A 25,092-nucleotide genomic window follows, 5' to 3' on the forward strand; every position below is an offset into this window, starting at 1 on the left:
CTCCCCTCCTCAGATGAGGAGGGGTTGGGGGTGGTTGACGAGGCCTAGAACGTCACTACTGAACAGGTACCCAAGAATGTCATGCTGAGCTTGTCGAAGCATCTCTACCTCTGGCTAATCAACTGGCCTAGCACAGCAATGAAGCGGTAGAGATGCTTCGACAAGCTCAGCATGACGGTCTTTCTGTAATTGTTCAACGAGTGGTCAACCACCCCCAGCCCCTCCTCATCTGAGGAGGGGAGTGCTGTTCTTCACTGCGTTAGCCATTGTATTTTATCAAAATACTATCATCTCACTATCAGGTATTTATAAATAATAAATCAACTTTTTGAAATAGTAGGCGTGCCGAGAAACTGTTTTCAAACGCACGCCTTGGCCATGTACTTGCGGGCAGCAACTTTCGCTGACTGAACCCTAGAAACATGGCAACTCAGAAAATCCACATCTTCGACACGACCCTGCGCGACGGGGAACAGGTGCCGGGCTGCAAGCTGAACCGGGACGAGAAATTGCTGATTGCCCGACAGCTAGAGCTACTCGGCGTCGACGTGATTGAGGCGGGTTTTCCGGTGTCGAGCCCCGGCGACTTTGCGGCGGTGGCAGCCATTGCGGCCCAGACGCACTACGCTACGGTCTGCGGACTTTCGCGGGCCGTGGAGAATGACATTATTACGGCCGCCGAGGCCCTGAAATCGGCCAAGTACCCGCGCATTCACACCGGTATTGGCACCTCCGATTCGCACATCAAGTTCAAGCTCTGTACTACCCCCGAGAAAGTGTTGGAACGGGCCGTGGCGGCGGTGAAGCTGGCCAAGTCCTTCGTGGAAGACGTAGAGTTTTACGCCGAGGACGCGGGGCGCACGGATAACGAGTTTCTGGCCCGAGTCTGCGAGGCCGCCATTCGTGCCGGTGCTACCGTGCTGAATATTCCCGACACCACCGGCTACTGCCTGCCCAGCGAGTACGGGGCCAAGATTAAGTACCTGGCGGATAACGTGCGTGGTATTGAGCACGTGCGCCTCTCTACTCACTGCCACAACGATTTGGGTATGGCTACGGCCAACTCCATTGCCGGCGTGCTCAACGGTGCCCAGCAGGTAGAGTGCACCATCAATGGCGTAGGCGAGCGGGCCGGCAATACGGCCTTGGAAGAAGCCGTGATGGTGCTGCGCCAGCACCCCTACCTCAACTTCGAGACGGGCATCAACACCAAGCTGCTCGCCGAAACCTCAGCTATGGTGTCGCACCTGATGAGCATGCCAGTGCAGCCCAATAAGGCCATTGTGGGCGCCAACGCGTTTTCGCACTCCAGCGGCATTCACCAGGATGGCGTTATCAAGCACCGCGAAACCTACGAAATCATTGACCCGCGCGAAGTAGGCATGCCCGATTCGGCCATTGTGCTGACCGCCCGCTCCGGCCGCGCGGCCCTGGCCTACCGCCTCCAAAAAATCGGCTACGACTTCGACCGTACTGCTCTCAACAAGGCCTACGCCTCTTTCCTTGTCCTCGCCGACCGCCAGAAAGAAGTGGTTGACGAGGACTTGCACGTTATGGTGGAGCAGGAGCAGCTCGTTACCGTCAGCTAAGTATCACCTCTCGAGAGACCGTCACGCGTAGCACCGCCTACGCCTGACGGTCTGCTTTATTCTAACCCGCCCCCACCCCTCTCTCATGGCTAAGACCTTATTTGATAAAATTTGGGACGCGCACGTGGTGCGCGAAGTAGCCGGTGGCCTCACGGTGTTTTACATCGACCGCCACCTGATTCACGAAGTAACCAGCCCTCAGGCGTTTGACGAGCTAACGGCCCGTGGGCTCACGCTACGCCGCCCGGAGCAGATAGTAGCTACCGCCGACCACAACGTGCCCACGCGCCACCAGGACCAGCCAATTCAAGACCCGCTGTCACGCTCCCAGGTGGATAAGCTCACCGAGAACTGCGCCAAGTTTGGCGTGGAGCTGTATGGCCTAGGCCACCAGTACCAGGGCATTGTGCACGTAATTGGGCCGGAACTGGGCATCACGCAGCCCGGCCTGACCATGGTGTGCGGCGACAGCCACACCTCTACCCACGGCGCGTTTGGGACTATTGCCTTCGGCATTGGCACCAGCCAGGTTACGCAGGTAATGGCCTCGCAGTGCCTGCTGCTCGACAAGCCCAAGCGCATGCGCATTACCCTGGATGGTGACCTGCGGCCCGGCGTGACGGCCAAGGATTTAATTCTGTACGTGATTTCCCAGCTGGGCACTGGTGGCGCCACGGGTTACTTTGTGGAGTACGCCGGCAGTGCCATTCGGGGCCTGAGCATGGAAGGCCGCATGACGGTCTGCAATATGAGCATTGAAATGGGTGCCCGCGGCGGCCTCATTGCCCCCGATGCTACCACGTTCGAGTACGTGAAAGACCGCCGGTTTGCGCCCCAGGGCGAGAACTGGGACCGGGCCGTGGCTTACTGGCAGACCCTGTACTCGGACGAAGACGCCGTATTTGATGCGGAGCTGCAGTTCGATGCTTCGGCCATTCAGCCCATGATTACCTACGGCACCAACCCCGGCATGGGCATTCCGCTCTCGGCCAGCATTCCGGTGCTCAATGGGGGTAGCGAGGCTACCAGCTTCGACAAGTCGTTACGCTACATGGGTTTTCAGCCGGGCGAGTCGCTTCTGGGCAAGGAAATCAACTACGTGTTCATCGGCAGCTGCACCAACTCACGCATTGAGGATTTGCGCACGGTAGCGGCCTACGTGCGAGGCAAGCAGAAAGCAGCCCACGTAGAGGCCATCATCGTGCCCGGCTCGAAGCAAGTAGAGCAGCAAGCCATTGCCGAAGGCCTCGACAAGGTGCTGGCCGAAGCTGGCTTTGAGCTGCGCGAACCAGGCTGCAGCGCCTGCCTGGCCATGAACGACGACAAGATTCCGGCCGGCGCCTACTGCGTTTCCACCTCCAACCGCAACTTCGAAGGCCGCCAGGGCCCAGGCGCCCGCACCCTACTCGCCAGCCCGCTGGTAGCGGCTATTACGGCGGTAGAAGGCCGCTTAGTAGACATCACCCAGTATTTGAACTAGTAGTGGAACCTAGCTCCCCTCCTCAGATGAGGAGGGGCTGGGGGTGGTTGACCAATCGTTGAACAGTAGGCTAGTTTATAGAACCGTTCTAGGCCAATTAACCACCCCCAACCCCTCCTCATCTTAGGAGGGGAGCTAGTACAAGCCTCTTAAATTTTCCCCACCCCCATGGAAAAATTCCAGACGCTACGCTCCGGCGTAGTGCCGCTTCCGATAGAAAATGTGGACACGGACCAGATCATTCCGGCGCGCTTTCTGAAGGCGACGACTCGTGAAGGATTTGGTGCGAATCTCTTTGCCGACTGGCGCTACACTGCCGACGGGCAGCATAAGTCGGACTTCGTGCTTAATGACGCCCGCTACCAAGGACACCAGATTCTGCTGGCTGGCAAAAACTTCGGATGTGGCTCCAGTCGGGAACACGCCGCCTGGGCCTTGTATGACGCCGGATTCCGGGTGGTCATCAGCAGCTACTTCGCCGATATTTTCCGGGGCAATGCGCTGAACACGGGACTGCTGCCCCTGCAGGTTTCGGATGAGGTGCTGCAAGGTCTGTTTGAGGTGGTAGCCCAAGACTCACAGACCGCCTTGACGGTGGATTTGCAGGCGCAAACCCTGACAGTACCCGGCTGGAACGAGGTGATTCACTTCGAGCTGGACCCTTACAAAAAAGAGTGCCTGATCAACGGGTACGACGACATCGATTTTCTCATTAGCCAGGAGGCGGCCATCACGGCTTTTGAACAGCAACGGTCATGGGTATTTTAAGCAAACGCATTGTAGTGTTGCCGGGCGACGGCATTGGTCCGGAAGTGTGTAGCGAGGCCGTGCGTGTACTGCGGGCTGTATCCAGCCGCTTCGGGCACGAGTTCGAGTTTGATTACCAACTGATGGGGGCCTGCGCCATTGACGCCACCGGCTCGCCCCTACCCGACGCTACCCTCGAAGCCTGTCGCCGCGCCGACGCCGTGTTGCTCGGCGCCATTGGCGACCCCAAGTACGACAACGACCCCACGGCCAAAGTGCGCCCCGAGCAGGGGTTGCTAGGCCTGCGCAAGGCCCTAGGCCTGTACGCCAACATCCGCCCCATCACGGCCTACGATCAGCTACTGGAACACTCCCCACTGAAAGCCGAGCGCATTCAGGGTACCGATATTCTGATTTTCCGGGAGCTGACCGGCGGCATCTACTTCGGCGAGAAGGGCCGCAGTGAGGACCGCACCTGGGCTTACGACCACTGCACCTACTCGCGGGATGAAATCCTGCGCATTGCGCACCGCGCCTTCAAGGCTGCCGAAACGCGCCGCCACCAGCTCACGCTGGTGGATAAGGCCAACGTGCTAGAAACTTCCCGCCTGTGGCGCGAGACGGTGCAGAGCATTGCGCCCGAATACCCCAGCGTAGCCCTCGATTACCTGTTCGTAGATAACGCGGCCATGCAGATCATCCTCAATCCGAAGCAGTTCGACGTTATCCTGACCGAGAATATGTTCGGGGACATTATTTCCGATGAGGCCTCGGTTATTGCGGGCTCCCTAGGCCTGTTGCCATCGGCATCGGTAGGTGATGGTGCGGCGCTGTTTGAACCCATCCACGGCTCCTACCCCCAGGCCAAAGGCAAAGGCATTGCTAACCCCATTGCCACCATCCTCTCGGCCGCCCTGCTCCTCGACCACTTCAATCTGCAAGAGGAAGCCGACTGCGTGCGCGACGCTGTGCAGCACGCCCTCGACCAGGGTGTGGTAACGCCAGAGCTGAACCCTAGCACCCTCTACACCACCGAGCAGGTGGGCAACTTCATTGCCTACAGCGTGCTCGACATTGCCGATTGTGAGGTACACCGCAATAACATCAAGCTCGGTATGAGCACGATTATCTAAAACGACCCAGGGGTGGGTTTGTAAAGTCCGGGTGTCAGGCAGGGGTGTCTGGCGCTCGGGCTTTTTTATTTGGCTGTGGACCCCACCCCCGGCCCCTCCCCTCCGGGAGAGGGGTGCCAGACATCAGCTAACTCCAGAACGCACCCCTCTCCCGGAGGGGAGGGGCCGGGGGTGGGGTCCACGTTGCTCTTCTCCCGCTTCACCCCGCTCCTACAGCGCTTCGCCCTGATTTTGCTACCACCGGCGACGGGCTTTTCGGATGTTTGATTCAGTTATCCGCTACTTCAAACCTCCCTACCGCCATGACCAGCCTTCGCCTCCGTTTGCACTTCCTGTTAGTCGCCTGCCTGCTGCTCCTGACTGGCCTAGGCCAGTCGTGGGGCCAAACGAAACCGACTACCCTTCGCAACGGGGCTACTACCCTGCTGACTTCTGACTCAGTGCAGCTATTTGTGCAGGTGGCGGGCAAGGGCACGCCCTGCGTGTTTGTGCACGGCGGGCCGGGGGCGGGCAGCTACTCGTTTGAGAAGCTGGGCGGCAACCGGCTGGAAGATGGGCTGCAGATGATTTACCTCGACCAACGGGGTAGCGGCCGCTCAAGCAGCTCTCCGCGCAAAGACTACGCTATGGCCCGCGTGGTGCAGGACCTGGAGGAATTGCGTCAGCACTTAGGCCTGCAGAAGTGGGTGGTGATGGCGCACTCGTTCGGTGGCACTATTGCCACGGCCTACGCCGCCAAATACCCTGAGCGCGTGCAGGGCCTGGTGCTGGTGAACAGCGTGCTCAACCCCTTGGCCGGCCTGGATGCCATGCTGCAGTACGGTACTTCCCTGCTACCCACCGCTGAGCAACCCAACCCTAGCATTCCTATGATGCAGCGTTTTGGTATGGTGATGGGCGCGCTCCAGCAGAAGAAACTGGCCTACCAGCTGCAGTACTCTACCGATTCCCTGGCCGCCCGTACCAGCCGCGTAACCCGCGCCGTGCCCACCAACCAAGACTTTGCCACCCAAGTATTCAGCGGCCGCCTGCCCGACTATGGCCAGGATTACGCCCCCGCCACCGCTAAACTATCCATGCCCGCACTCATCATCCTGGGCCAGGACGACCGCACCACGGGCACCACGCCGCAATCATTTCGGTTCCGGAAACAGCAGGTGGTTACGCTACCCGGCAAGCACTATTCGTTTCTGGAGCAGCCCACGCAGTTTCGGCAGGCGGTGGTTAGCTTCGTGCAGAAACTCCCCCGCTAACTCCTGCGCATGGCCCAACCCGCTGCCCCAACGCCCCAACACCCGCTCAACGACCGGCGCTTTGTGCTGATTGGCATCCCGGTGCTGGCCCTGCTGGTGCTCATTCCGCGCGGACTGCTGCACGCCCGGTCCTGGCAGGAAGTAGTAGTGGCCTGGCTGATTTCGCTGGTGTTTACTACCTGCTTTTGGCTGTCGGGCCGGGCGCTGTGGCTAGGCCTATTCCGCCGGATGCCGCGGGTGGAGCAAACCGCCCGGCGCCTGTGGTGGCTGGCCGGTACCAACACGCTCACGGCCATGCTGGTTACGCTGGGCCTGGGCAACGTGGCCGCCTGGGCCCAGGGCGGGCACCTTGATGCCGCTACGTTTTGGGTTGAGTTCGGCCTGAACATGGTACCGACGGTGGTAGTGCAGCTCATCTACGAAAGCCGCCACTTCTTCCAGCAGTGGACCGAGAACGTGCGCCGCGCTGAGCAACTCCAAAGCGCCGGGGTCCAGAGTCAGCTCGAGGCCCTGCAGAGCCAGCTCGACCCGCACTTCCTCTTCAACTCCCTCAACACCCTTTCGGCCCTCATCGAGCCCGAAAACGAGCCCGCCCAGCAGTTTGTGGAGCAGCTCTCCGACGTGTACCGCTACGTGCTGCTGGCCCGCGACCGGACCACCGTCCCACTCAGCGAGGAGCTAGCCTTCGTGGATACCTACCTGGCCCTGCACAAAGTCCGCTTCCGCGACAACCTGCGCGTTACCCAGCACATTCCGCCCGCGGCCCTAGGCCAGTCGGTGGCGCCGCTCAGCGTGCAGCTGCTAGTAGAAAACGCCCTGAAGCACAACGTAGCCTCGCGGGAGCACCCCCTGGAGCTGCGCCTCACCGCCGACCTGACCGCCGGCTGCTTCTTAGTAGAAAACACCCTGCGCCCCCGCACCGCCGGCCTCGCGCCCGGCACCGGGACTGGCCTACGCAACGTGCAGCACCGCTACGAGCTGCTACGGGCGCCTAGGCCAGTGAAGGTAAGTGCCACCGATGGCTGGTTTCGGGTGTGCCTGCCGCTGCTGGCGGCGCGGTAATTTCCTTTCTACACTTTATGAAACCGCTGATTGTATTGCTCACTGTGTTTGGGCTGCTGGCCGCTGGTACGTATTTCATTCAGGGTACTCCCAATTATCTATTGGCCGGCAACGGGGCCATGGCGGCCATGCTGCTACTTACCGGCGCGGCCCATTTTACCTTTACCCAAGGCATGATGCAGATGCTGCCGGACTGGCTACCCGCTAAAAAAGCCTGGGTGTATGCTACCGGTGTGCTAGAGCTGGCCCCAGCGGCGGGACTACTGATTCCGGGCGTGCGGATGGGCACGGCGGGGCTGCTCATAGCGTTTTTCGTGCTGATACTACCCGCCAATATTCTGGCCGCCCAACGTCACCTCAATTACCAAACCGGCACCCTCGATGGCCCTGGCCCGCGCTACCTCTGGTTTCGGGTGCCGCTGCAGTTCTTTTTCGTGGCCTGGACGTGGTATTTTGGCTGGTACTTGCCTGTTGTCACTACCTTCTGAGAAGGAATAGTCGGCCCATTTCTAAGGCGGTGTATAGCCTTTTGCTTTTACAGTGAACTTATGACGGTTTTATTACTCGAAGATGAATACCCGGCCGCCGAGCGGCTCCAACGCCTGCTCCTGCAAGCTGCCCCCGAAGCGCACGTACTAGCTGTACTCGATAGTGTGAGCAGCGCCGTGCAATGGCTCAGCGCTAACCCTGCTCCCGACCTCATTCTCTCCGATATTCAGCTGGCCGACGGCCTGAGCCTAGACGTGTTTGATCAGTTGGTGGTACGCAGCCCTGTCATCTTTACTACCGCTTATGACGTCTATGCCATTCGGGCGTTCAAAGCCAACAGCGTGGATTATCTCCTGAAACCGGTGAAACTCGCGGAGCTGCAGGCCGCCCTCACCAAGCTACGCGAGTGGCGCACCGCTCCTTCAGAAACCCCTACCTCGCTAGTCTCGCCTGCGACTGACAAAGACGAAACCGCGCACCGCTTGGAGCGCCTACTCGACGCCCTGCCCCGCCCCGACCGCCAGTACAAAACCCGCTTCCTGGTGCGCAGCGGCGAGCAGCTCCTACCTCTCGCTGTGAGCCAAGTGGCCTGGTTCCAGAGCCGCCACGAAACCACTACCCTCGCTACCACCGACAACCGCCGCTTCGTGGTGGACTACACGTTGGAGCAGCTTGAAAGCCTGCTGGACCCCGCCCTGTTTTTTCGGATAAACCGCCAGTTCATTGCTCAGCTCCCAGCCGTGCAGCGCCTGCACCCGCACTTCAATGGCAAGCTCCTATTAGAGCTGCAGCCCACCCCGAGTGAAGAAGTGCTGGTGAGCCGGGAGAAAGCTGGGGCAGTAAAGCAGTGGCTGGAGGGGTAAGTCACTGGGCAGGCTGCAAGGATTAACAAGCTCGTAAGTTGCAGGAGAGCCGGTAATGTAGTTCTTTGCCCTACTACCTATTACCCGTATCCTTCCCGACTCTATGACGCCCCAACTTGTATCAGAGCAAACGCCCCCCGCGTTAAGTACGAAACCGCACTACGCCATTCTGGACGGACTGCGAGGTATTGCGGCGTTGCTGGTAGTTGCCTTTCATCTGTGTGAGCCCCTTGCCACCAGCCACTTCGATCAGATGCTCAACCATGGGTATCTGGCCGTTGATTTTTTCTTCCTGTTGTCGGGCTTTGTGATTGGCTACGCGTACGACGACCGGTGGGGACGCATGAGCGTGCGGGAGTTCTTCAAAAGAAGGTTAGTACGGTTGCAGCCGCTAGTGGTATTAGGTATGGCCATTGGAGCACTGTGCTTCTATTTCCAAGACTCCCCCGTGTGGCCTGGCATCAGCGAAGTACCTGTCTGGAAAACGCTGCTGGTCATGGTCATTGGCTTCACGCTGCTGCCCGTGCCCATTTCGCTTGACGTAAGGGGGTGGCAGGAAATGCACCCGCTCAATGGGCCGGGCTGGTCGTTGTTTTATGAGTACGTAGCAAATATTCTGTACGCGCTGGGTGTGCGCAAATTCTCCAATACGGCCCTGGCGGTGCTGGTAGCCCTGTCAGGTGCCGCCCTCATTCACTTGGCCGTTACCAGTCCGGCCGGTGATGTTATCGGGGGGTGGTCCCTGACCCCGGAGCAATTGCGTGTGGGCTTTACCCGAATGATGTATCCGTTTTTTGCCGGGTTGTTGTTGTCGCGGGTGGTTGTGTTAGCCAAGGTGAAACGCGCCTTTTGGTGGTCGGGGCTGTTGCTGACGCTGGTGCTTGTGTGCCCCCGAATTGGCACCTCCGAAACCGTGTGGCTTAATGGTTTGTATGATTCGCTCAGCATTGTGGTGCTCTTCCCGCTGATTGTATGGGTGGGCGCAAGCGGTCAGCTAACCAGCACGGGTGCCACCCGGCTTTGCAAGTTCTTCGGCGACATATCCTACCCCATCTACATCACTCACTTCCCCCTCGTTCTCACCTACACTGGCTGGGTAAGCACGCACAAGCCTACGTGGCAGCAGGCGCTTCCGGTGGCTACACTCACGTTTGTAAGTGCCCTTGTACTGGCCTACCTCAGCCTGAAGTTCTATGATGAGCCCGTGCGCCGCTGGCTGAAGCAAAAGCTCGGCTAATGCCCGCCAGCCGCGGCCCTACCGATCTAGCCAGGCCTTGAACGCCGACACTTTCTCGCGGCTGACCAGCACGGTGTCGTTGTCGGGGGCGGTGGGTTTGAGGATGGTTTGGAGGCGGGAGTTGGTGTAGTGGATGATGTCGTGAATGGCTTCGGCGTGGGCCAGGTAGGCGCGGTTGAGGCGGAAGAACTCGGTAGGGTCGAGCATGCCTTCGAGCTGCTCTAGGGTGTAGTCGACCACGAACTTGCGGCCCTCACGGGTGTGCAGCAGGGTTACCTTCTCGAGGCTGGCGAAGTAGGCAATCTGCTCCACCGGAATGGCCTTCAGATGCTCCCCTACCCGCACCACGAATCGTGATTTGTATTCCTTGGCCGGCTGGGCCTGGCGCAGCACCTGGGCCAGCAGGTTCGCGTCGAAGGCGGGGGTAGCGGTCTGGCGCTGCCGCTCCAGCTTCTGCAGGGCCCCGGTGAGTTCTTCGGGGTCGATGGGCTTGAGCAGGTAGTCGACGCTGTTCACCTTGAAGGCGCGCAGGGCGTATTTGTCGTAGGCCGTAGTGAAGATGACCGGGCTCTGGATGTCGAGGCGCTCGAACAGCTCGAAGCTCAGTCCGTCGGCCAAATGAATATCCAGAAACAGCACGTCGGGCGCTGGGCGCAGGGTGTGCAGCAGGGCTTCCGCTTCCGCCACCGATTCGGCTTTGCCCACTACCTCCACCGGCTGCGGTTGCTTGCGCAGTAGCTCCGTCAGGCGGCGGGCAGCCAGAGGTTCATCTTCAATAATCAGAGCGCGGAGTGGGGTAGCGGTTGCAGGCATAGAGGCGAGGTTTCTACAAGTAGGGTTTCCTGTAAGTAAGGCTAGAGCTAGCTCCCCTCCTCAACTGAGGAGGGGCTGGGGGTGGTTGATGACGGGAAGAACGGTATTTAGAGCTAGAAGCTAGAGTGTATTAAGAGCGAATATTAAAGAACGTCATGCTGAGCGGAGGCGCAGCCATAGTCGAAGCATCTCTACCGCTTCGTCCTCACGTCGGGAATTAGCCAGAGGTAGAGATGCTTCGGCTTCGCTCAGCATGACGTTCTTTTATACTGTTCAACGGTTGGTCAACCACCCCCAACCCCTCCTCAGCTAAGGAGGGGAGCCTAACCTCTAGCATCTAGTTATGTTGCAATTCCAGCACGGGCAGGACTACCCCGAACTCCGTTTCCGACTCCTCTACCAGCACGGGTTGGCTGGTGAGGAAGGCGTAGCGGGCGCGCAGATTTTTCAGGCCCAGGCCCGTCGATTCGCCATCGGGGAGGCGGCGGGGGCGGCGGATGTTGCGCACGGCCAGGGTGCGGGCGTTTTCATCGAGCTCGATGCGGATGCGGAGCGGGTCGCGCTGGGAGGTGGCGTTGTGCTTGAGGGCGTTTTCCAGCAGCAGCTGCACAGCCAGCGGGGGCACTACCAGAGTTTCGAGAGCGGCGGGGGGTAGGCGCATTTCTACCTGCACGCCTTCGCCTAAGCGGGTACGCTGCAGAAACAGATAGGCCTCTACAAAGCGCATTTCTTCTGAGAGCGGCACCACTTCCTGGTCCTGACTATCGAGCACGTAGCGGTACACCTGGCTGAGCTGGCGGATAAAGCGCGTGGCCCGGGCCGGGTCGTTTTCCTCGACCAGGGAAGTCAGGGCGTTGAGGGAATTGAACAGGAAATGCGGGTCGAGCTGGCGGCGCAGGGAGTCGGCCTGGGCCTGGGCGTTTTCCTTCTGCAGGCGCTCGGCCTGGGTGGTGGCATCGCGCCAGCTCAGCAGAAACGAGCGGCTGTGCATAAACAAGGATACTACCACCGTAATCAGCAAGGGCATCACGAAGGGCCGCCAGGTAATAGAGCTCAGGGGCCGGTGATGGTAGAGCACGTTGAAGCCCGTAGTGACCAGGAATATCACAATCAGGGACAGCACCAGCGACATAGACAGCGTAATCAGAAAGCGCCGGATGGGCTGAATCGTCCAGTCGACGCGGCGGTTCAGCCACTCATTGGGAAAGCCGTTGGCCAGCCACAGGCCGTTGGTATAGAAAAAGTTATACCCAAACGTCACCAGAAAATCCTCACTCCATACCGAGCAACCACCGCAGAACAATAGGGCCAATCCAACCGACAAGGCCACCATCATACCCAGCATGAGCACCCATTTGCGGTGCGGATAGTGCCGGCTCAGGTTGGAGAGAGAGGCTTTGCGCACGTCCAGGGCTTCTTCGGTAGTCAGGGGCGAGCGGTTCACGGGGAGGGCAGAATCAAGCATAGTGGGAAACCCAGCGGGCCAATAAAGCAAGGAAAAAGATAGGTAAAACCAGCGGCGTACAAGTGTAGGTGTTCGGCTGTGAATGTCTCTGGCCTTTTTGAGCTTCTTCCCAGTTATGCCTTTGGCTCAACTGGTGAAGTTGTTTAGAAAGTACTCAGGATGTCATGTCGAGCTTGTCGAGACATCTCGCGTGCTGATGTTGTGGTAGTCAGACGTCAGCACGCGAGATGTCTCGGCAAGCTCGACATGACGTTCTTTTCTCATTTCCTACTGATTATGGCACAACTCCTTGAGTTGTGAACGCAACCTGATTTACCTTACTTAACTGAGGCCGTTTCATAGCTTTTCAGGCGGCCTTTTACCTGCCGCTCACCCCAGTTCGGGGACAGCACGGAGGCAGGTTTGAAAGCTGTAAAGCGCGTCTGGGCTTCCTGGAAGAGGGGCTTGGCTACCTCGGCCCCGCCCCCGAACATGGAAGGCGTGTAGTACACGTTGTTGGCCTGCACCAAGTAAATGCGTGGGTTAGCAGGGTTGATTTTCTTGGCTTGGGCCAGCGTTTCGGTCACCATTTTGGAGTACTTCATGGAGCGCAGCATGGGCGAGATGCTCAGGCGGGCCTGGTAGATGTACGCCTGCACCACCAGCAGCTCCGATTCCTCGCCGCCCAGCTTGCGGGCCTGGGCCAGGGCAGCTTCGGCTTGGTCGAGGTACTTGTCCTTGGTTTCATCTTCCTCTTTGCTCACGAAGGCGGTAATTACGCGGGCGTAGGCCTGGTAGTAGCGGGGCAGCCAGTCTTTGGGGGCTACCTGGGCGGCGCGCTCCAGCTTGGCATCAGCTTGCTTGAGTTTGGCGGGGTCGCCGGTGCTCATCAGGTCCTGAATGGTGGCGGCCATCATGCTGGTGTAAGCATCGGGGTTGTTAGTGGCGGCGGTGGCAGCGGTGGGCTGCTGCGTTACGGCGGCGAAGGACGAGAAAGAGGCGGCTACCAGGGCGAGGGTGAACAGGGCTTTTTTCATGGCGAGGAAGTGTTTGTGGTGGTTGATGATTCAAAGGTGGCCCAGCCCCGGCGCCAAAGAAATTTGCCGTTACCGAACCGTCGGATTTACCGGATGAAGCGTAGCCGGCAGCTCCCAAGCGAAAATCAACGCGGCCCTTTTCCCGCCCTTTACTCCTTCCGGCCAACTAAAAACCGCCCGCGCTACCGCTAGCAGTGGTGTGGGCGGCGCAGCCCTACCCCTCTATCCGGCCCCAACCCGGCTGAGACAAGCAGGCCCTACCGAGCCGGTTCCGTCACGCCGATAATGACGCCGAAGTCCCCGTCCGTCTGGACCCAGTGCTGTTCCGGCAAATACGTGCGCGACACAAACCCATCAAGGTACAAAGCCGTCTGGCAGCCCTGCCGCTGGAAATACGTGGCAAAATCAAGGAAGCTGACTTTCTCCTTCGACATAGCAAACAGCGCATTGCCATTGGGCAGTATTCCTACACCGTTGCGGATATGCAGGTTGGGGGAGTGCGGCTTGAAGGCCGGGTGCACCCGCCCATTCAGTATCAGTAGCGGCCCCGACTGCGTGGCGTAGCGCACATCCGGCACCCTGGAAAAGGCTGCGGTAAGTACAATACCGGGCTGCCCGCCAGCCGTCAGATAAAACACCCCGTTTGGCTGCAGGTAGAAGTTTCCTACCCCCTGGGTGGTATCCAGCGGCGTGCGCACTACCCCCTGTTCCAGCAGCAACCCCAGCGGCACGTTACCGGCTTTATACATGCCGCCGTTGGTAGCAAACAAGAGGCGCTGCCCCCGGGAAGCCAGCCACTCGCGCAGCCGCCGGATACTACGCAGCTTCTCGCCCCGCTCATCCTGCCAGTACAGGCGCAGCGTCTGTCGGCGCGGATTTACTTGGTAGCTGACGTAGTGCTCGGGGTCAGAGGCAGCCGGCGCGTGGCCGGGCCCACACTGCGTACCGCTCAAAAGCCCCAGCCCGGCCACCCACTGCAGCAGGCGACCGGGCTGGGGGCCCTGGCTATTCCGGAATAATTTCCAACTCATGGCGCAAGTAAAGCAAGAGCAACCTACGCCCCTACTTCCCCTGGGAACCAGCAACTCACCCCTGGCAACTGAACTCTACTCCGGCCGCTCGTTCACGTCGGCGGCGCGGTTCTTATTGATGGAGATGAACAGGCCCACGAACAGCATGCGGGGCGCGGTGGGCGTTACGGCCACCCGGTTGAAAGTGCCAGCGGCGTCGGGCTGGGTGGCGTAGCGGTAGCCGAACACGTTCTGCCGGCCCAGCACGTTGGTGGCCGAGACGTGCAGCACCGTGTACTGCCCGAATAGGCGGGTGACGTAGCTGGCGTTCAGGCTCAGGTCCTGGTAAGTGGGGAGCACACCCTGGTTGTAGCCGTGCTCAGGGTCGTTGAGGTCGTGGTAGCGGCGGGGGCTGCCGTAGCTGTAGGTAGCGCCCAGCAGCGTGTGCAGGCTACCTACCCAGTACTTGCCAACTACCGACACATTATGCCGGGCGGCAAAGGTAGGCACGGCCAGCACGGGGTCCTGGCGGTACTGGCGCTTGGTGTCCAGGAAGCCGTAGCTAACATAGTATTCCAGGTTTTTGACGGATTTCCGGTCACGCCAGAGCACATCCAGACCGCGGGCGTAGCCGGAGCCACCGTTGTCGTAGGTGTACGGGTTGCGCGGGTTCTGGCCGTCGTAGCGGGTGAGGTGGTTATAGGTTTTGTAGTAGGCCTCCACCTGCAGTAGCTGCCGGTCGTGGGTGTACTGGTAGGTAAGCACCGAGTGGGTGGCTTGCTCGAAGCGCAGGCGGGGCTGCACCAGCAGCAGGGCGTTATCGGGGGTTTGGTAGAAGCGGCCGTAGGCAGCCGAGAGGGAGCTGTTTTCGGTGGTTTGGTAGACCAGGGCTAGGCGCGGGGCCGCGTTCCACTGCTGTAGCAGCGCCGAGTATTCCGTGCGGCCTCCTACCCGGCCGGCCAAGCGGTCAGAGAGTTGAAAGTCGGATTCCACGAAGCCCGCGGCCCGTTTTTCGGTAAACTCCGGCCGGTACACCGTGGCCAGCGTCGCGTTGGGTTGTACTTGTTGCTGTACATTTTGTGCCAGCACTTCGGCCCCAATTTTCACGTTCCAGCGGGCGGCGGCTGAGTCATTGATGAGCACCAGCCGGGCCGTGAGGGCCTGCTCCAGGGTACCAATGCGCACCGTATCGGGGGCTACGCGCTGGTGGTCACGGCTCAACCCTACCCCCGACTGCAGGCTCCAACCCCGGCGCAGGGGGCTACGGAAGGTAGTGTTGAGGTAGCCGTTGCCCGCGCGCAGGGCCACCGTTTGGGTGCCGGCTGGCTCGGGCGAGGGCTGCCCGATGGTCATTTGCTGCTGATTCCACACTCCGTACACTTTCAGCATGCCGGCCTGACCGGTGCGATGGCGCAGGTTCACGGAAGCCGCCAAGCCGCGCGGCGACTGAGGCCAGGTCACGTTTTGGGGTAGCAGGCGCTGGTAGGGCTGCAGGTTAGTGTAGTCGAGGGTGGCGGCTACGGAAGTGCGCTCCCAGCGCTGCGTGCGGGCTGCGCCCAGAAACAAGGAGGTAGCCGAAATGCCGGTTTCCGTTTCCGGGGCCAGATCCGTGGAGTTCAGCAGCAACACCCCCGACAAGGCCTGCCCGTACTGAGCCGAGTAGCCGCCGGTGCTAAACACGGTGCCTTTAAACAGGCTGGGCGAGAACCGCCCGCGGGCCGGCACAGCCGCCACGGTGGCGTTGTAGGGGTTTTGCACGGGTAGGCCATCCATATACACCTTTGTTTCCGAAGCCGCCCCACCCCGCACGAACAGCATGCCATCCTCCCCTACCCGCGTGGTGCCGGGCAAGGTGTTAAAGGCGGCGGCCACATCGGCCAGGGCCCCGGCGGTGGTTTGCACGTCGCGGGTGTTGAGGGCGGCGCTACGGTGCTCGTCGCTGGCCTCAAAGGCCCCGGCCGTAATTACCACCGAGCCGAGGGCGTGGGGGGTGCTTTTCAGCACGAGCTCCAGTTGCAGGGGCTCTTGGCGTAGCGTTACGGGCCGCTCCAGCGTTACGTAGCCGAGCAGGCTGGCTTGCAGCACGTAGCCGCCGGCCGGCTGGGTGGTCTCGAAGCGGAAGTGGCCTAGCGAGTCGGTGCTGGCGCCATCAAAGGTGGCTTTAAGAAATACGTTCACGCCAGGCAACCCCTGCCCCGCCCCGTCGCGGACGGTGCCGCTGACAATAGTGGCAGATTGCGCTAGTAGGCCTAGCACCGGGGTGAGGAACAATAGAGCGAAGAGTAGCAGACGTTTCATGGCAGCAGCAGCGTAGTGATGGACCAAAAGTGGCCCGCTGCCATGGCGCCTGAAACTTGCCGTTACCGAAGCGTCGGATAAGTGGGATGAAGCGTCATTCAGTTGCCAAGTGTGAGCTGCCGGTTGCCAGAACGCTTACTGGTCGCGCTGTAGCCTTTCTGCCACGGCTTTTTGCAGCCACGGCGAATCACTTTTATGCGCTTGAGTTGCTCTGCTGATAGCCTACTATTTGTAATCAGCGCGTGTCGCACAGTTGCTTCCGAGTCTTGCCCTAGCGATGCCAGGATAGCTTCGTCAATCTTCCGCTTTCAGGCCACAGCTGCTCTCACGTCCGGGTTTTCGTCCTGGGCCAGCTTATGCAATATCACGAGCGGCACCGTTTTATTATGAATCACCCACACTTTGTACTCCGGATACCGCTCAATAATTTCCAACCACGTGGAGATGTCGGCAGGCTCATGCGCGGCTCTGTAGTATTCTGCAGGCAGTTTACTGGTTCTGAGCCTGATGAATTCCTCCGCTGATGTCAACATCTTTCTGGCGTTGTTTCGTCTTTTAACCCTAGTCACCCCCTATAGTTCTGCACCATGCGCAGCCTCCTCTATCATCTGACCATCTGGCCGCTGGTGCTCCTGGCAGTTCTAGCAAGTATCGGCTATGGTAGTAGGTATATTTTGCTATTCGGGCTGCTGCAAATAGGGCTATTCTTCCTGGCTGCTCGTACCTTTTTCGCTGGGAAGTACTGACGAGCCGGACCAGCGTGTGGTCGTGGCTATGCCTTAGGGCGATGATAGTTCTGACTTGCTGGGTATCGGCTATCTGCTGGCTTTTTCGTGACCTAGCTGTGTAAGCAGCCAGCAGCAGACTAAGTAACCCGAAACTCCAGCTTCTTGCCGGCAAGCCTTTATCTTGCGCCAGCTCATCAGGCACTAGCAGCATGCAACTACTCTCTGTCAATATCGGATTACCCCAGGAATACAGTTGGAAGGGTAAGCAGGTCCGCACCAGCATATTTAAGCAGCCTACTACCGAAGCCGTGCAAGTGCACGCCGAGCATCTGGCCGGTGATGGGCAGGCCGACTTACGGGTGCACGGCGGCCCCAACAAGGCCGTGTATTCCTATCCGCAAGAGCATTACACATTCTGGCAGAACCACCTTGGTGTTGCGGAGTTGGAAGCGGGGGCTTTCGGAGAAAATCTCACTACCACGGGGTTACTAGAAAACCAGGTGCGCGTAGGCGACTGTTACCAGATTGGCACGGCGGTGTTAATGGCCGTTCAGCCCCGGCAACCCTGCTTTAAGCTAGGGTTACGATTCCAAAACGACCAGATGGTTCGGGAGTTTGAGCAGGCGGGCCGTAGCGGTATCTATTTTCGGGTAGTACAGGAAGGCACTCTCCGGGTGGGTGATTCTATCACGCTGGTCCAGCAAGCAGCCCACCCCGTAACCATTCAGGACCTAACCGATAGCCTTGCAGCGGGGCCGAAGGATGCTCAAAAGCTTGCGGCCATGCTTGCGGTTCCTGACCTGATTCCGTCGTGGCGCGAGCGGCTCACCCGAATCCTAACGGCCCAAGAATAGAAAGCAAAAAACCCTAGCTGGTTACAGCCGGCAGCGTCAGCACGAACTCGGTGCCCTCCCCTTCCTGACTGTGTACCTGCAGGGTTCCGCCGTGGCTTTTCACGATGTCATGACTGAGCGACAGGCCTAGGCCAGTGCCTTCGCCCACGGGCTTAGTGGTGAAGAAGGGCTCGAAGATGCGGCCTTGTTCGGCAGCAGGAATACCCACGCCATTATCCCGAATGCTGATTGCCACGCCCCCCTCTGGCGGCCTGGAAGTGCTTACCGTTACGTGCGGCTCGTAGCCGGGACCTGCCGTTTGTTGGCGCTGGCGCACGGCGTGCAGGGCATTAGTGCACAGGTTAAGAACAGCCCGGCCCAGGTCGGGGGCCACTACGGGCACGGGTGGCACGGCAGCACCGAGGTGGGTAGTTAAGCGGGCCGTGAATTGAGGATCTTGCTGGCGCATGCCCTCATAGGCGAGCTGCAGGTGCTGCTCCACTAGCTGGTTGAGGTCAGTGGGTACGCGTGGCCCAGTGCGGGCGTGCTCCAGCATGCCTTTGATGATGGCCGTAGCCCGCTGCCCGTGCTGACTGATTTCCTGCAGGTTCTGCTTGAGGCCGGCCAGAATCTCGCGGTCGAGGGCGCCGTCGTGGGTGAGGCGCTGAGCACCGTTGATTTCGTCAAGCAGGCCCGTGCTGGCGGCGGCAAACTGTTTCACAAAGCCCAGCGGGTTCTGCAGTTCATGGGCCACGCCGGCTGTCAGCTCGCCCAGAAAGGCCATTTTCTCGCGCTGCACCAGCATCAGTTGAGCTTCCTTCAGCTCGGCTAGGGAGGCTTGCAAGGCCTCGTTGACGCGGTGCTGCTGGCGCCAACCACGCACCAAGAGGGCTACAACCAGCAGCAGCACCGCCAGCCCCGCTAGCAACGCGTAGGTCTGGTAACGCGCTTTCAGGGCGGCTTGGGCCGCGAGGGCTTGCTGAGCGCGCTGCTGTTCCCCGTAGCTGAGCCCCTGCAAGCGCATAACTTTCTCCTGCCCAAACAAGGTATCTTTCATGGCTAGCACTTGCCCCTGGTACTTGAAGGCGCTATCTACCGGGCCACGCACCTTAAAATCCTGCGTCAAGACCAAGCTAGCGTTAAGCACCCCGCGCAGGAAGCCATTGAGCTGAGCCGCCTGGTAGCCCCGCCGAGCGTAATAAATGCTGGAGTCGAGGCGGCCTTGCTGCTGATGGAGGGTAGCGAGGCCCACGTAAGCGAAGTTGGCGCTACGCGAGTGGTGCAGCTTTTTCGACTCCCGAATGCTACGCCGGTAAAAGTCCAGCGCGTCGGCGGAGCGCCCTTGTTTGCGGGCCACTTGGCCTAGGCCATACAGGATGTAGTTGGTGGGCGTACCCAGGCGCCGGGCCAGCTGGTAAGCACGCTCCTGAAAAATGCGGGAAGAGTCTACTTCGTTGTACAGATCGTAGGCCAGCCCAATGTTGCTGAGCTCAATGACCATGCGCTTTTCATCGTGCATTTTCTCGCCCAGGCGCAGGGCCCGGAAGTAGTAGGCCAGTCCCTCCCGCCGGTCGCGCAGGTACACATAGATAATGCCAATGCTACGCAGGTTCTGGGCTTGCAGGCGGAGGTCGTGGGTGGCCTCGCCCAGGCGCAACGACTGCTGAAACAGCTCCAAGGCCTGCGCCAAGTTGCTCTCCCGATATACGGAGCCCAGCCGGTTCAGAGCCTCGCCCTCACCGTGGCGGTAGTGCGTTTGGCGGGCTAGCACCAGCGCCCGGTTAGCATAAGCCGCCGCCGAATCGACGCGCAGCACCCAGTACTGGTCGCTCATTTGGCAGAGCAGCAGTACCCGAGTGGTGTCTGAAGGGGTTTGCTGCACCAGTTGGCGCAGGCTGTCCAGCGCCGGGCTTTGTGCTTGGGCCCGCAGGCAAGTAAAAAGCAACAAAAGCCCCAGAACGACAGCTCTGCGGAGGTATAGTAATACAGGAAATGTACAATGACCGAGCATGAGAATAGCGCAAGCTGTTATAAAGATACACGTCCATAGCTCAACCATATACTTCGCCTAGGCCTGCATATAGCTTCCACTTTTATAACCCCTTTTCCCGAGCTTTAAACCCGCATTTTAGGTATAAAAAATATTTCTCATTTTGAGACTTACATGTATAAGCAAGTTCAACAGCGAGTATGAACACTTGATTTTCACAGCGTTAACACAAGCAGCAACGCCTACACTTTGTTCTATTCTTGACATTTGCAATCTAGCTGCTCGTCGGCGCGACGTCCTCAAAACTATCCGGACTAGTAGGGGTTCATTAGCCGGATGGGCAGCAATTAGTAGCCCTTGCTGCTGCTTGCCCTTCCTTCATTCCACTTCCTTTGATGAAAGCATTTCTGTTCGATTTGAATGGTACCATGATTCACGACATGGACTACCATACCAGCGCTTGGCACCACATTCTCACTCATGAATTAGGCGGCAACTTCACCTGGGATGAGGTAAAGCCCCAGATGTACGGCAAAAACCAAGAAGTGCTGGTGCGCCTGTTTGGCCCAGATAGGTTCACGACCGAGGAAATGGACGAGCTGGCCGTGCGCAAGGAGCAGCGCTACCAAGAAGAGTTTCGGCCACACCTAGCCCTGTTGCCGGGTTTAGCAGAGTTTCTGGAGCAGGCCTACCAGGGCGGAATAAAGATGGCCATAGGCTCGGCGGCCATTCCGTTCAACATCGACTTCGTGCTCGACAACCTACATATCCGGCACTATTTCCAAGCCATTGTTAGCGCCGATGACGTCTCCCGCAGCAAGCCCCATCCCGAAACGTTCTTGAAGGCGGCCGAGCAGCTTGGTGTTTCGCCCACCGACTGCCTAGTGTTTGAAGACGTGCCCAAAGGCGCTGAAGCAGCGTTGAATGCCGGCATGCAAGCCGTGATTCTCACCACCACGCACACCGCCGAAGAATTTGAGCACCTTCCCAATATCCTTCACTTCGCCCCCGATTTTACGGCTCCCGCACTCCGGGCGCTTCTGCCGTAGTAGCGCCTGCTTATTGGGTGGCCTACAAATGGCCCGTCTTGGTCCTCCAGGCCTGCATACAGTTGTCATAACAGAAAGGCCGCTTCCCCACCGTTACGCACGGCAGAGAAGCGGCCTTTCCGTTAGAGTGCCCTGGTGGCTAGACCACCTTTAGGCTATTGGTTGCGCTGGGCTTCACGCTCAGCCTTTTTCCTATCGCGCTGTTTACCAATGGCCCGGCCACCTACGGCACCTGCCGCGCCGCCAATAATAGCGCCGGGGGTACCTCCAATGGCGCCGCCTACAACGGCACCACCCGCACCGCCTACTACCGTACCGGTACCCTTACTGGTGCTGCAATCCGTAAATAAAAAACAGGCCGCAGCCACGAAAGCAAAACGTAGTTTTCTCATCTGCTTAGGAAGTTTTTATGCAAGAAGTAAGTGCCTTCCTGTTGCATAGGAGGCACAGTCTACACAACGACATTCCTATTTTTTAGTTATTAAATACCATAAATCTGTATCTACGGATGAGTTTGCTAGGCCTGTTTGGTGGGTGTATGCGTAACCATTTGCCCGCCCAACGCTTATTACATTCTCCACAAGCTTTACCCGTCTCGCACATATGACGACCTCTACTGGCCGCCGCATTTTTCAGGTTATTGATGGCAACAAGAAATTTGTGGGCGATGGATTTGATGTAACCAGCCCCATGCCAGGGCCCCGCATCCGTCAGCTCAGCCCCTACCTGCTCATCGACCACACCGGTCCCATGCCCGTGGCCCCTACCGATGCGCCCCTGGGTACCCCGCCCCACCCTCACCGCGGCTTCGAAACGGTAACGGTGATGTACGAAGGCTACCTGGCGCACCGCGACACGGCCGGCCACACCGGCTCCCTTGGCCCCAGCGATGTGCAATGGATGACAGCTGGCGCTGGCTTGCTCCACGAAGAGCGCCACGAGAAGGAATTTGCCAAGCAGGGCGGCACCCTGGAACTGCTGCAGCTGTGGGTGAACGTGCCGAAGAAGGACAAGCTGGCCCCGCCGCGCTACCAGAACATCGTGGGCGCTTCTATTCCGGCCGTAACTACCCCCGATGGTCTCGGCCGCATTCGGGTAATTGCGGGCACCTACGAAGGCACTACTGGCCCCGCCGAAACCTTCTCGCCCATCACCCTGCTCGACGTGCATCTACAGCAAGGTAACCACACCACTCTACGCCTGCCCGCCGACTACAACGTGGGAATTTATGTGGTGAAGGGCGACATTCTGCTGCACGGCGACCGGGCCGCCGCCACCAAACAGCTGGTAGTATTCGGGTGGGACTCCCCCGATATCCACCTAACGGCCACCACCGACGCCGTGCTGCTGGTGCTGGCTGGTGCTCCAATTGAAGAACCGCTGGCTACGTACGGTCCCTTCGTGATGAACACCAACCAGGAGCTAGTACAAGCCATTGCCGACTTTGAAAGCGGCGGCATGGGTACCTTCCCGGAAGACGAATAAGTAAACTCAGTCTCTCACCCATCCTCGCTCCAGCCCGTCATCCTGAGCGTACGAAGGATCTTACCACGTTGGCACGACTACTGGCCTAGAACAGTTTGTGGCTTGAGTAATAAGGTCTTTTGCACGTTCAGGATGACGTGCTTTAGTGGTAGGTACATAGAGCTGTCTCGGCAAGCAGATGCCAGATGAAGCATGACGCTTTTTTGCTGGCTGCCAGGAGCTCAAGCATAACCTAGCCGCCTTGTAACAGGTAAGGAAGCCCGCCATCTGGCGCTTTCTCTTATCATATTACACCTGCCTTGATGCGGTTACACTCTATTCTATCAGGAGGGCTATGGTTGAGCCTCCTAGGCCAGTCCTACGCCCAAGAAATAGTGAAAGGCCCGAGGGGGGAACAGTTCACTTCGCGCGTACTCGTGCGCCAGCTCAGCGACCCGTGGGCCGTGGCCTACGCCCCTGATCAGGCCCTGTGGGTGACGGAAGCCCGCGGCTACCGGGTTAGTCGAATTGAGCCGAGCACGGGCACCCGTAAAGTGGTGCTGGACCTGAGCAAAGCCCGCGAATTTCCGCGCTACGATAAAATTCCGGACGCCGTGGATGGCGGCAAGCCCTGGCCGCAAGGCGGCCTGATGGGCCTAGCTGTGCACCCGCAACTGCTGCAGGGCAAGCCCTTCGTGTACCTGGCCTACATCTACCGTTTTGCGGGCGCTCAGCAGCCCGGTAACGGCAGCGCCCCCAACTACGGCGGCAACTTCTTCACGGGCCGCGTGGTGCGCTACGAGTACGATGCCGCGGCTCAAACCCTGGTGCGGCCCCAGATCTTGTGCGATTCCATTCCGGCCAGCAACGACCACAACGCCGGCCGCCTGCTGCTAGCCCCCGTAAATGGGCGCGACTACCTCTTCTACACCGTCGGCGACTTGGGGGCCGGGCAGTTCGAGAACGGCGGCCGCCCCAACCACGCCCAGCGCCCCGATGTGTACGAAGGCAAAGTGCTGCGCTTCAACGCCGAGCCTGATACCGATGTAGGCCAGTATGACCGTTGGATTCCAAACGACAACCCCTTCAATAGCCCACGGCAAAACGCCGTCTGGAGTCTGGGCCACCGCAACCCCCAAGGACTGGCCTACGCCGTGGTGGGCGGCACGGGGCAGTTGTATTCCTCGGAGCACGGAGCGTTTTCTGATGATGAAATCAACCTGATTGAGAAGGGCAAGAATTACGGCCACCCGTTGGTGCTGGGCTTCGCCGATGGTAATTACAATGGCTTGGCGGCGGCGGCTTCAGAGCGCGCTACGCTGCCCGGCCCCTGGCACACCACTTATCCCACTATCGGTAGTGAGCAGGCCAACGCGAAAGCGCTGGGGGCTGCCTATCGGGAGCCGCTTACTACGTTTTACCCCCTTACCCACCAGTTCCTGACTACCGTGCTTACCCGCATCCGGGATAAGGCCCCGGAGCAGCCCACCTGGAACTCAGAAGCGCCCAGCAGCCTGGCTGTCTACACGGCCGCAGCTATTCCCGGCTGGCAAAACTCGCTGCTCATTCCTACGCTCAAAAAGGGCAAGCTCATCCGCCTGCAGCTCGCGCCTGATGGCCGCCGCATCGTCGGCGACACGCTGATGTACTTCAAGGCCCCCGTCCGCTACCGCGACGTGACCGTCTCGCCGGATGGCACCCGCCTTTACCTCATTACCGATAGTACCACCGTCACCTCGGGCCCCTCAGAAGATGCGCCCAAAGGCACTAGCTGCAAAGGCTGCCTGCTGGAGTTTACCTACGTGGGCGGCGGCACGGCCGCTAGGCCAGTAGTCAGCGCCTCTAAGGCTCTAAGTCCCGAGCAGGCCTTACAGGAAGTCATGGCCATGGCCCGGCGCCTGAAACCACAAGACCAGCGAGTGAAGCGGGCGGGGCTGCCAGCAGCGCAACAACCCCTGTTTGATTTGCTTCTGAAACCGAACCTAACGGCACCTGAGAAAGCTCGCCTCCGGCAAGGAGCACCCGCCTTGCTGGCAGGCCTACGTCAACAGTAAAAACTACAAAAGCTGCCCTTCCTCGCTTTTGCTTGGAAGGGCAGCTTTTGATAAACCGTCACGGAGAAATCAACCAGAAAAAAGGCCGTCATGCTTCGAAAAGCGTAGCATGACGGCCTTTATGGTTTTATCAGCCCGTGGCTTAGTCGTTGTTGCCGGTAGCGCCTTCGTTGGTGAAGTCGCCTTCAGTGCTCGGGCTCGATTGAGTTGCTTCGGCTACTTCGTTGGTCAGCTCTACATCTACCTGTGGCTGGGCGCCACCTTGTCCGGCTTGGCCAGACGTGTTTTTCGAGTTATCGGAGCCCGACTGGTCTCCTGCGGGTTTGTTGCTCATGTTGAAAGGCCAGGTTTTTTGGATGTAACTCAATACCGCTCCGGCTGCTAACACAGCTAGAGAAGCGCCAACCCACGTGTTGGTGTTACGCTTTTTCTTTTTGTAACGCATGGATGGTTGAGTGAGTAGTTGAACAGTAGTCTTAGTACGTATTCTGCCCCCAATAGATGGCCCCTAGGCCTATT

At 59.3% G+C, this 25,092-nt stretch carries 21 protein-coding genes; 13 read left to right on the forward strand and 8 right to left on the reverse strand.

Annotated features, from left to right (window positions below):
• The first annotated feature begins 422 nt into the window (after window positions 1-422).
• The 9 genes from EU556_RS17355 to EU556_RS17395 all read left to right on the forward strand — a co-directional run bounded on the left by EU556_RS17355 (window position 423) and on the right by EU556_RS17395 (window position 9,853).
• Window positions 423-1,589 (forward strand): 2-isopropylmalate synthase, encoded by a 1,167-nt coding sequence (locus EU556_RS17355; RefSeq protein WP_135435378.1) that lies wholly within the window; start codon window positions 423-425, stop codon window positions 1,587-1,589.
• Window positions 1,590-1,674: 85 nt separating this feature from the next.
• The gene (leuC, locus tag EU556_RS17360) at window positions 1,675-3,069 is read left to right on the forward strand and encodes a 3-isopropylmalate dehydratase large subunit (protein WP_135435379.1); all 1,395 of its coding nucleotides are present in this window, start codon (window positions 1,675-1,677) and stop codon (window positions 3,067-3,069) included.
• 168 nt (window positions 3,070-3,237) lie between these two features.
• Window positions 3,238-3,837, forward strand: a complete 600-nt coding sequence (leuD, locus tag EU556_RS17365) for a 3-isopropylmalate dehydratase small subunit (protein ID WP_135435380.1) — start codon at window positions 3,238-3,240, stop codon at window positions 3,835-3,837.
• Window positions 3,825-4,949 (forward strand): 3-isopropylmalate dehydrogenase, encoded by a 1,125-nt coding sequence (gene leuB / locus EU556_RS17370; RefSeq protein WP_135435381.1) that lies wholly within the window; start codon window positions 3,825-3,827, stop codon window positions 4,947-4,949. Before leuD ends, leuB begins: the two co-directional genes overlap by 13 nt.
• 302 nt (window positions 4,950-5,251) lie before the next feature.
• Window positions 5,252-6,202, forward strand: a complete 951-nt coding sequence (locus EU556_RS17375; protein WP_135435382.1) for an alpha/beta fold hydrolase — start codon at window positions 5,252-5,254, stop codon at window positions 6,200-6,202.
• Between the two features lie 9 nt (window positions 6,203-6,211).
• A complete protein-coding gene (locus EU556_RS17380; protein ID WP_135435383.1) occupies window positions 6,212-7,264 on the forward strand; it encodes a sensor histidine kinase in 1,053 nt (350 codons plus the stop codon).
• 17 nt (window positions 7,265-7,281) lie between these two features.
• Complete coding sequence (locus EU556_RS17385) at window positions 7,282-7,752, forward strand: DoxX family protein (protein WP_135435384.1); 471 nt, start codon at window positions 7,282-7,284, stop codon at window positions 7,750-7,752.
• Window positions 7,753-7,812: 60 nt separating this feature from the next.
• Window positions 7,813-8,616, forward strand: a complete 804-nt coding sequence (locus EU556_RS17390) for a LytR/AlgR family response regulator transcription factor (protein ID WP_135435385.1) — start codon at window positions 7,813-7,815, stop codon at window positions 8,614-8,616.
• A gap of 103 nt (window positions 8,617-8,719) precedes the next feature.
• Entirely contained in the window at window positions 8,720-9,853 is a 1,134-nt protein-coding gene (locus tag EU556_RS17395) for an acyltransferase family protein (protein ID WP_135435386.1), read from the forward strand.
• An 18-nt stretch (window positions 9,854-9,871) separates the two neighbouring features.
• Here EU556_RS17395 and EU556_RS17400 read toward each other — a convergent pair whose 3' ends face one another.
• The 5 genes from EU556_RS17400 to EU556_RS17420 all read right to left on the reverse strand — a co-directional run bounded on the left by EU556_RS17400 (window position 9,872) and on the right by EU556_RS17420 (window position 16,455).
• Entirely contained in the window at window positions 9,872-10,666 is a 795-nt protein-coding gene (locus EU556_RS17400) for a LytR/AlgR family response regulator transcription factor (RefSeq protein WP_135435387.1), read from the reverse strand.
• A 337-nt stretch (window positions 10,667-11,003) separates the two neighbouring features.
• The gene (locus EU556_RS17405; RefSeq protein ID WP_135435388.1) at window positions 11,004-12,131 is read right to left on the reverse strand and encodes a sensor histidine kinase; all 1,128 of its coding nucleotides are present in this window, start codon (window positions 12,129-12,131) and stop codon (window positions 11,004-11,006) included.
• Between the two features lie 317 nt (window positions 12,132-12,448).
• Entirely contained in the window at window positions 12,449-13,147 is a 699-nt protein-coding gene (locus EU556_RS17410) for a hypothetical protein (RefSeq protein WP_135435389.1), read from the reverse strand.
• A 257-nt stretch (window positions 13,148-13,404) separates the two neighbouring features.
• Window positions 13,405-14,178: a phosphodiester glycosidase family protein gene (locus tag EU556_RS17415; RefSeq protein ID WP_135435390.1), complete on the reverse strand. Its 774-nt coding sequence runs from the start codon at window positions 14,176-14,178 to the stop codon at window positions 13,405-13,407.
• Between the two features lie 75 nt (window positions 14,179-14,253).
• Window positions 14,254-16,455 (reverse strand): TonB-dependent receptor, encoded by a 2,202-nt coding sequence (locus EU556_RS17420; protein ID WP_135435391.1) that lies wholly within the window; start codon window positions 16,453-16,455, stop codon window positions 14,254-14,256.
• A gap of 937 nt (window positions 16,456-17,392) precedes the next feature.
• Between EU556_RS17420 and EU556_RS17425 the strand changes: the two genes are divergently transcribed.
• On the forward strand, window positions 17,393-18,037 hold the full coding sequence (locus EU556_RS17425; protein ID WP_135435392.1) for an MOSC domain-containing protein: 645 nt from the start codon (window positions 17,393-17,395) through the stop codon (window positions 18,035-18,037).
• 13 nt (window positions 18,038-18,050) lie between these two features.
• Here the strand turns inward: EU556_RS17425 and EU556_RS17430 are convergent, their stop codons facing one another.
• Window positions 18,051-19,964, reverse strand: coding sequence for a tetratricopeptide repeat-containing sensor histidine kinase (locus EU556_RS17430; RefSeq protein ID WP_167855614.1), 1,914 nt, complete (start codon window positions 19,962-19,964; stop codon window positions 18,051-18,053).
• A gap of 437 nt (window positions 19,965-20,401) precedes the next feature.
• Here EU556_RS17430 and EU556_RS17435 point away from each other — a divergent pair, with 437 nt between their 5' ends.
• Window positions 20,402-21,055 (forward strand): HAD family hydrolase, encoded by a 654-nt coding sequence (locus EU556_RS17435; protein WP_135435394.1) that lies wholly within the window; start codon window positions 20,402-20,404, stop codon window positions 21,053-21,055.
• 155 nt (window positions 21,056-21,210) lie between these two features.
• On the opposite strand, the gene EU556_RS17440 is transcribed toward EU556_RS17435, so the two are convergent.
• Window positions 21,211-21,447, reverse strand: coding sequence for a glycine zipper domain-containing protein (locus tag EU556_RS17440; protein WP_135435395.1), 237 nt, complete (start codon window positions 21,445-21,447; stop codon window positions 21,211-21,213).
• 211 nt (window positions 21,448-21,658) lie between these two features.
• Here EU556_RS17440 and EU556_RS17445 point away from each other — a divergent pair, with 211 nt between their 5' ends.
• Window positions 21,659-22,540, forward strand: a complete 882-nt coding sequence (locus EU556_RS17445) for a pirin family protein (RefSeq protein WP_135435396.1) — start codon at window positions 21,659-21,661, stop codon at window positions 22,538-22,540.
• A 416-nt stretch (window positions 22,541-22,956) separates the two neighbouring features.
• The gene (locus tag EU556_RS17450) at window positions 22,957-24,573 is read left to right on the forward strand and encodes a PQQ-dependent sugar dehydrogenase (protein ID WP_167855615.1); all 1,617 of its coding nucleotides are present in this window, start codon (window positions 22,957-22,959) and stop codon (window positions 24,571-24,573) included.
• 142 nt (window positions 24,574-24,715) lie between these two features.
• Here EU556_RS17450 and EU556_RS17455 read toward each other — a convergent pair whose 3' ends face one another.
• Complete coding sequence (locus EU556_RS17455; protein WP_135435398.1) at window positions 24,716-24,907, reverse strand: hypothetical protein; 192 nt, start codon at window positions 24,905-24,907, stop codon at window positions 24,716-24,718.
• Window positions 24,908-25,092: the final 185 nt, after the last annotated feature.

It is taken from the genome of Hymenobacter fodinae (assembly GCF_004745825.1).
Classification (GTDB): domain Bacteria; phylum Bacteroidota; class Bacteroidia; order Cytophagales; family Hymenobacteraceae; genus Hymenobacter; species Hymenobacter fodinae.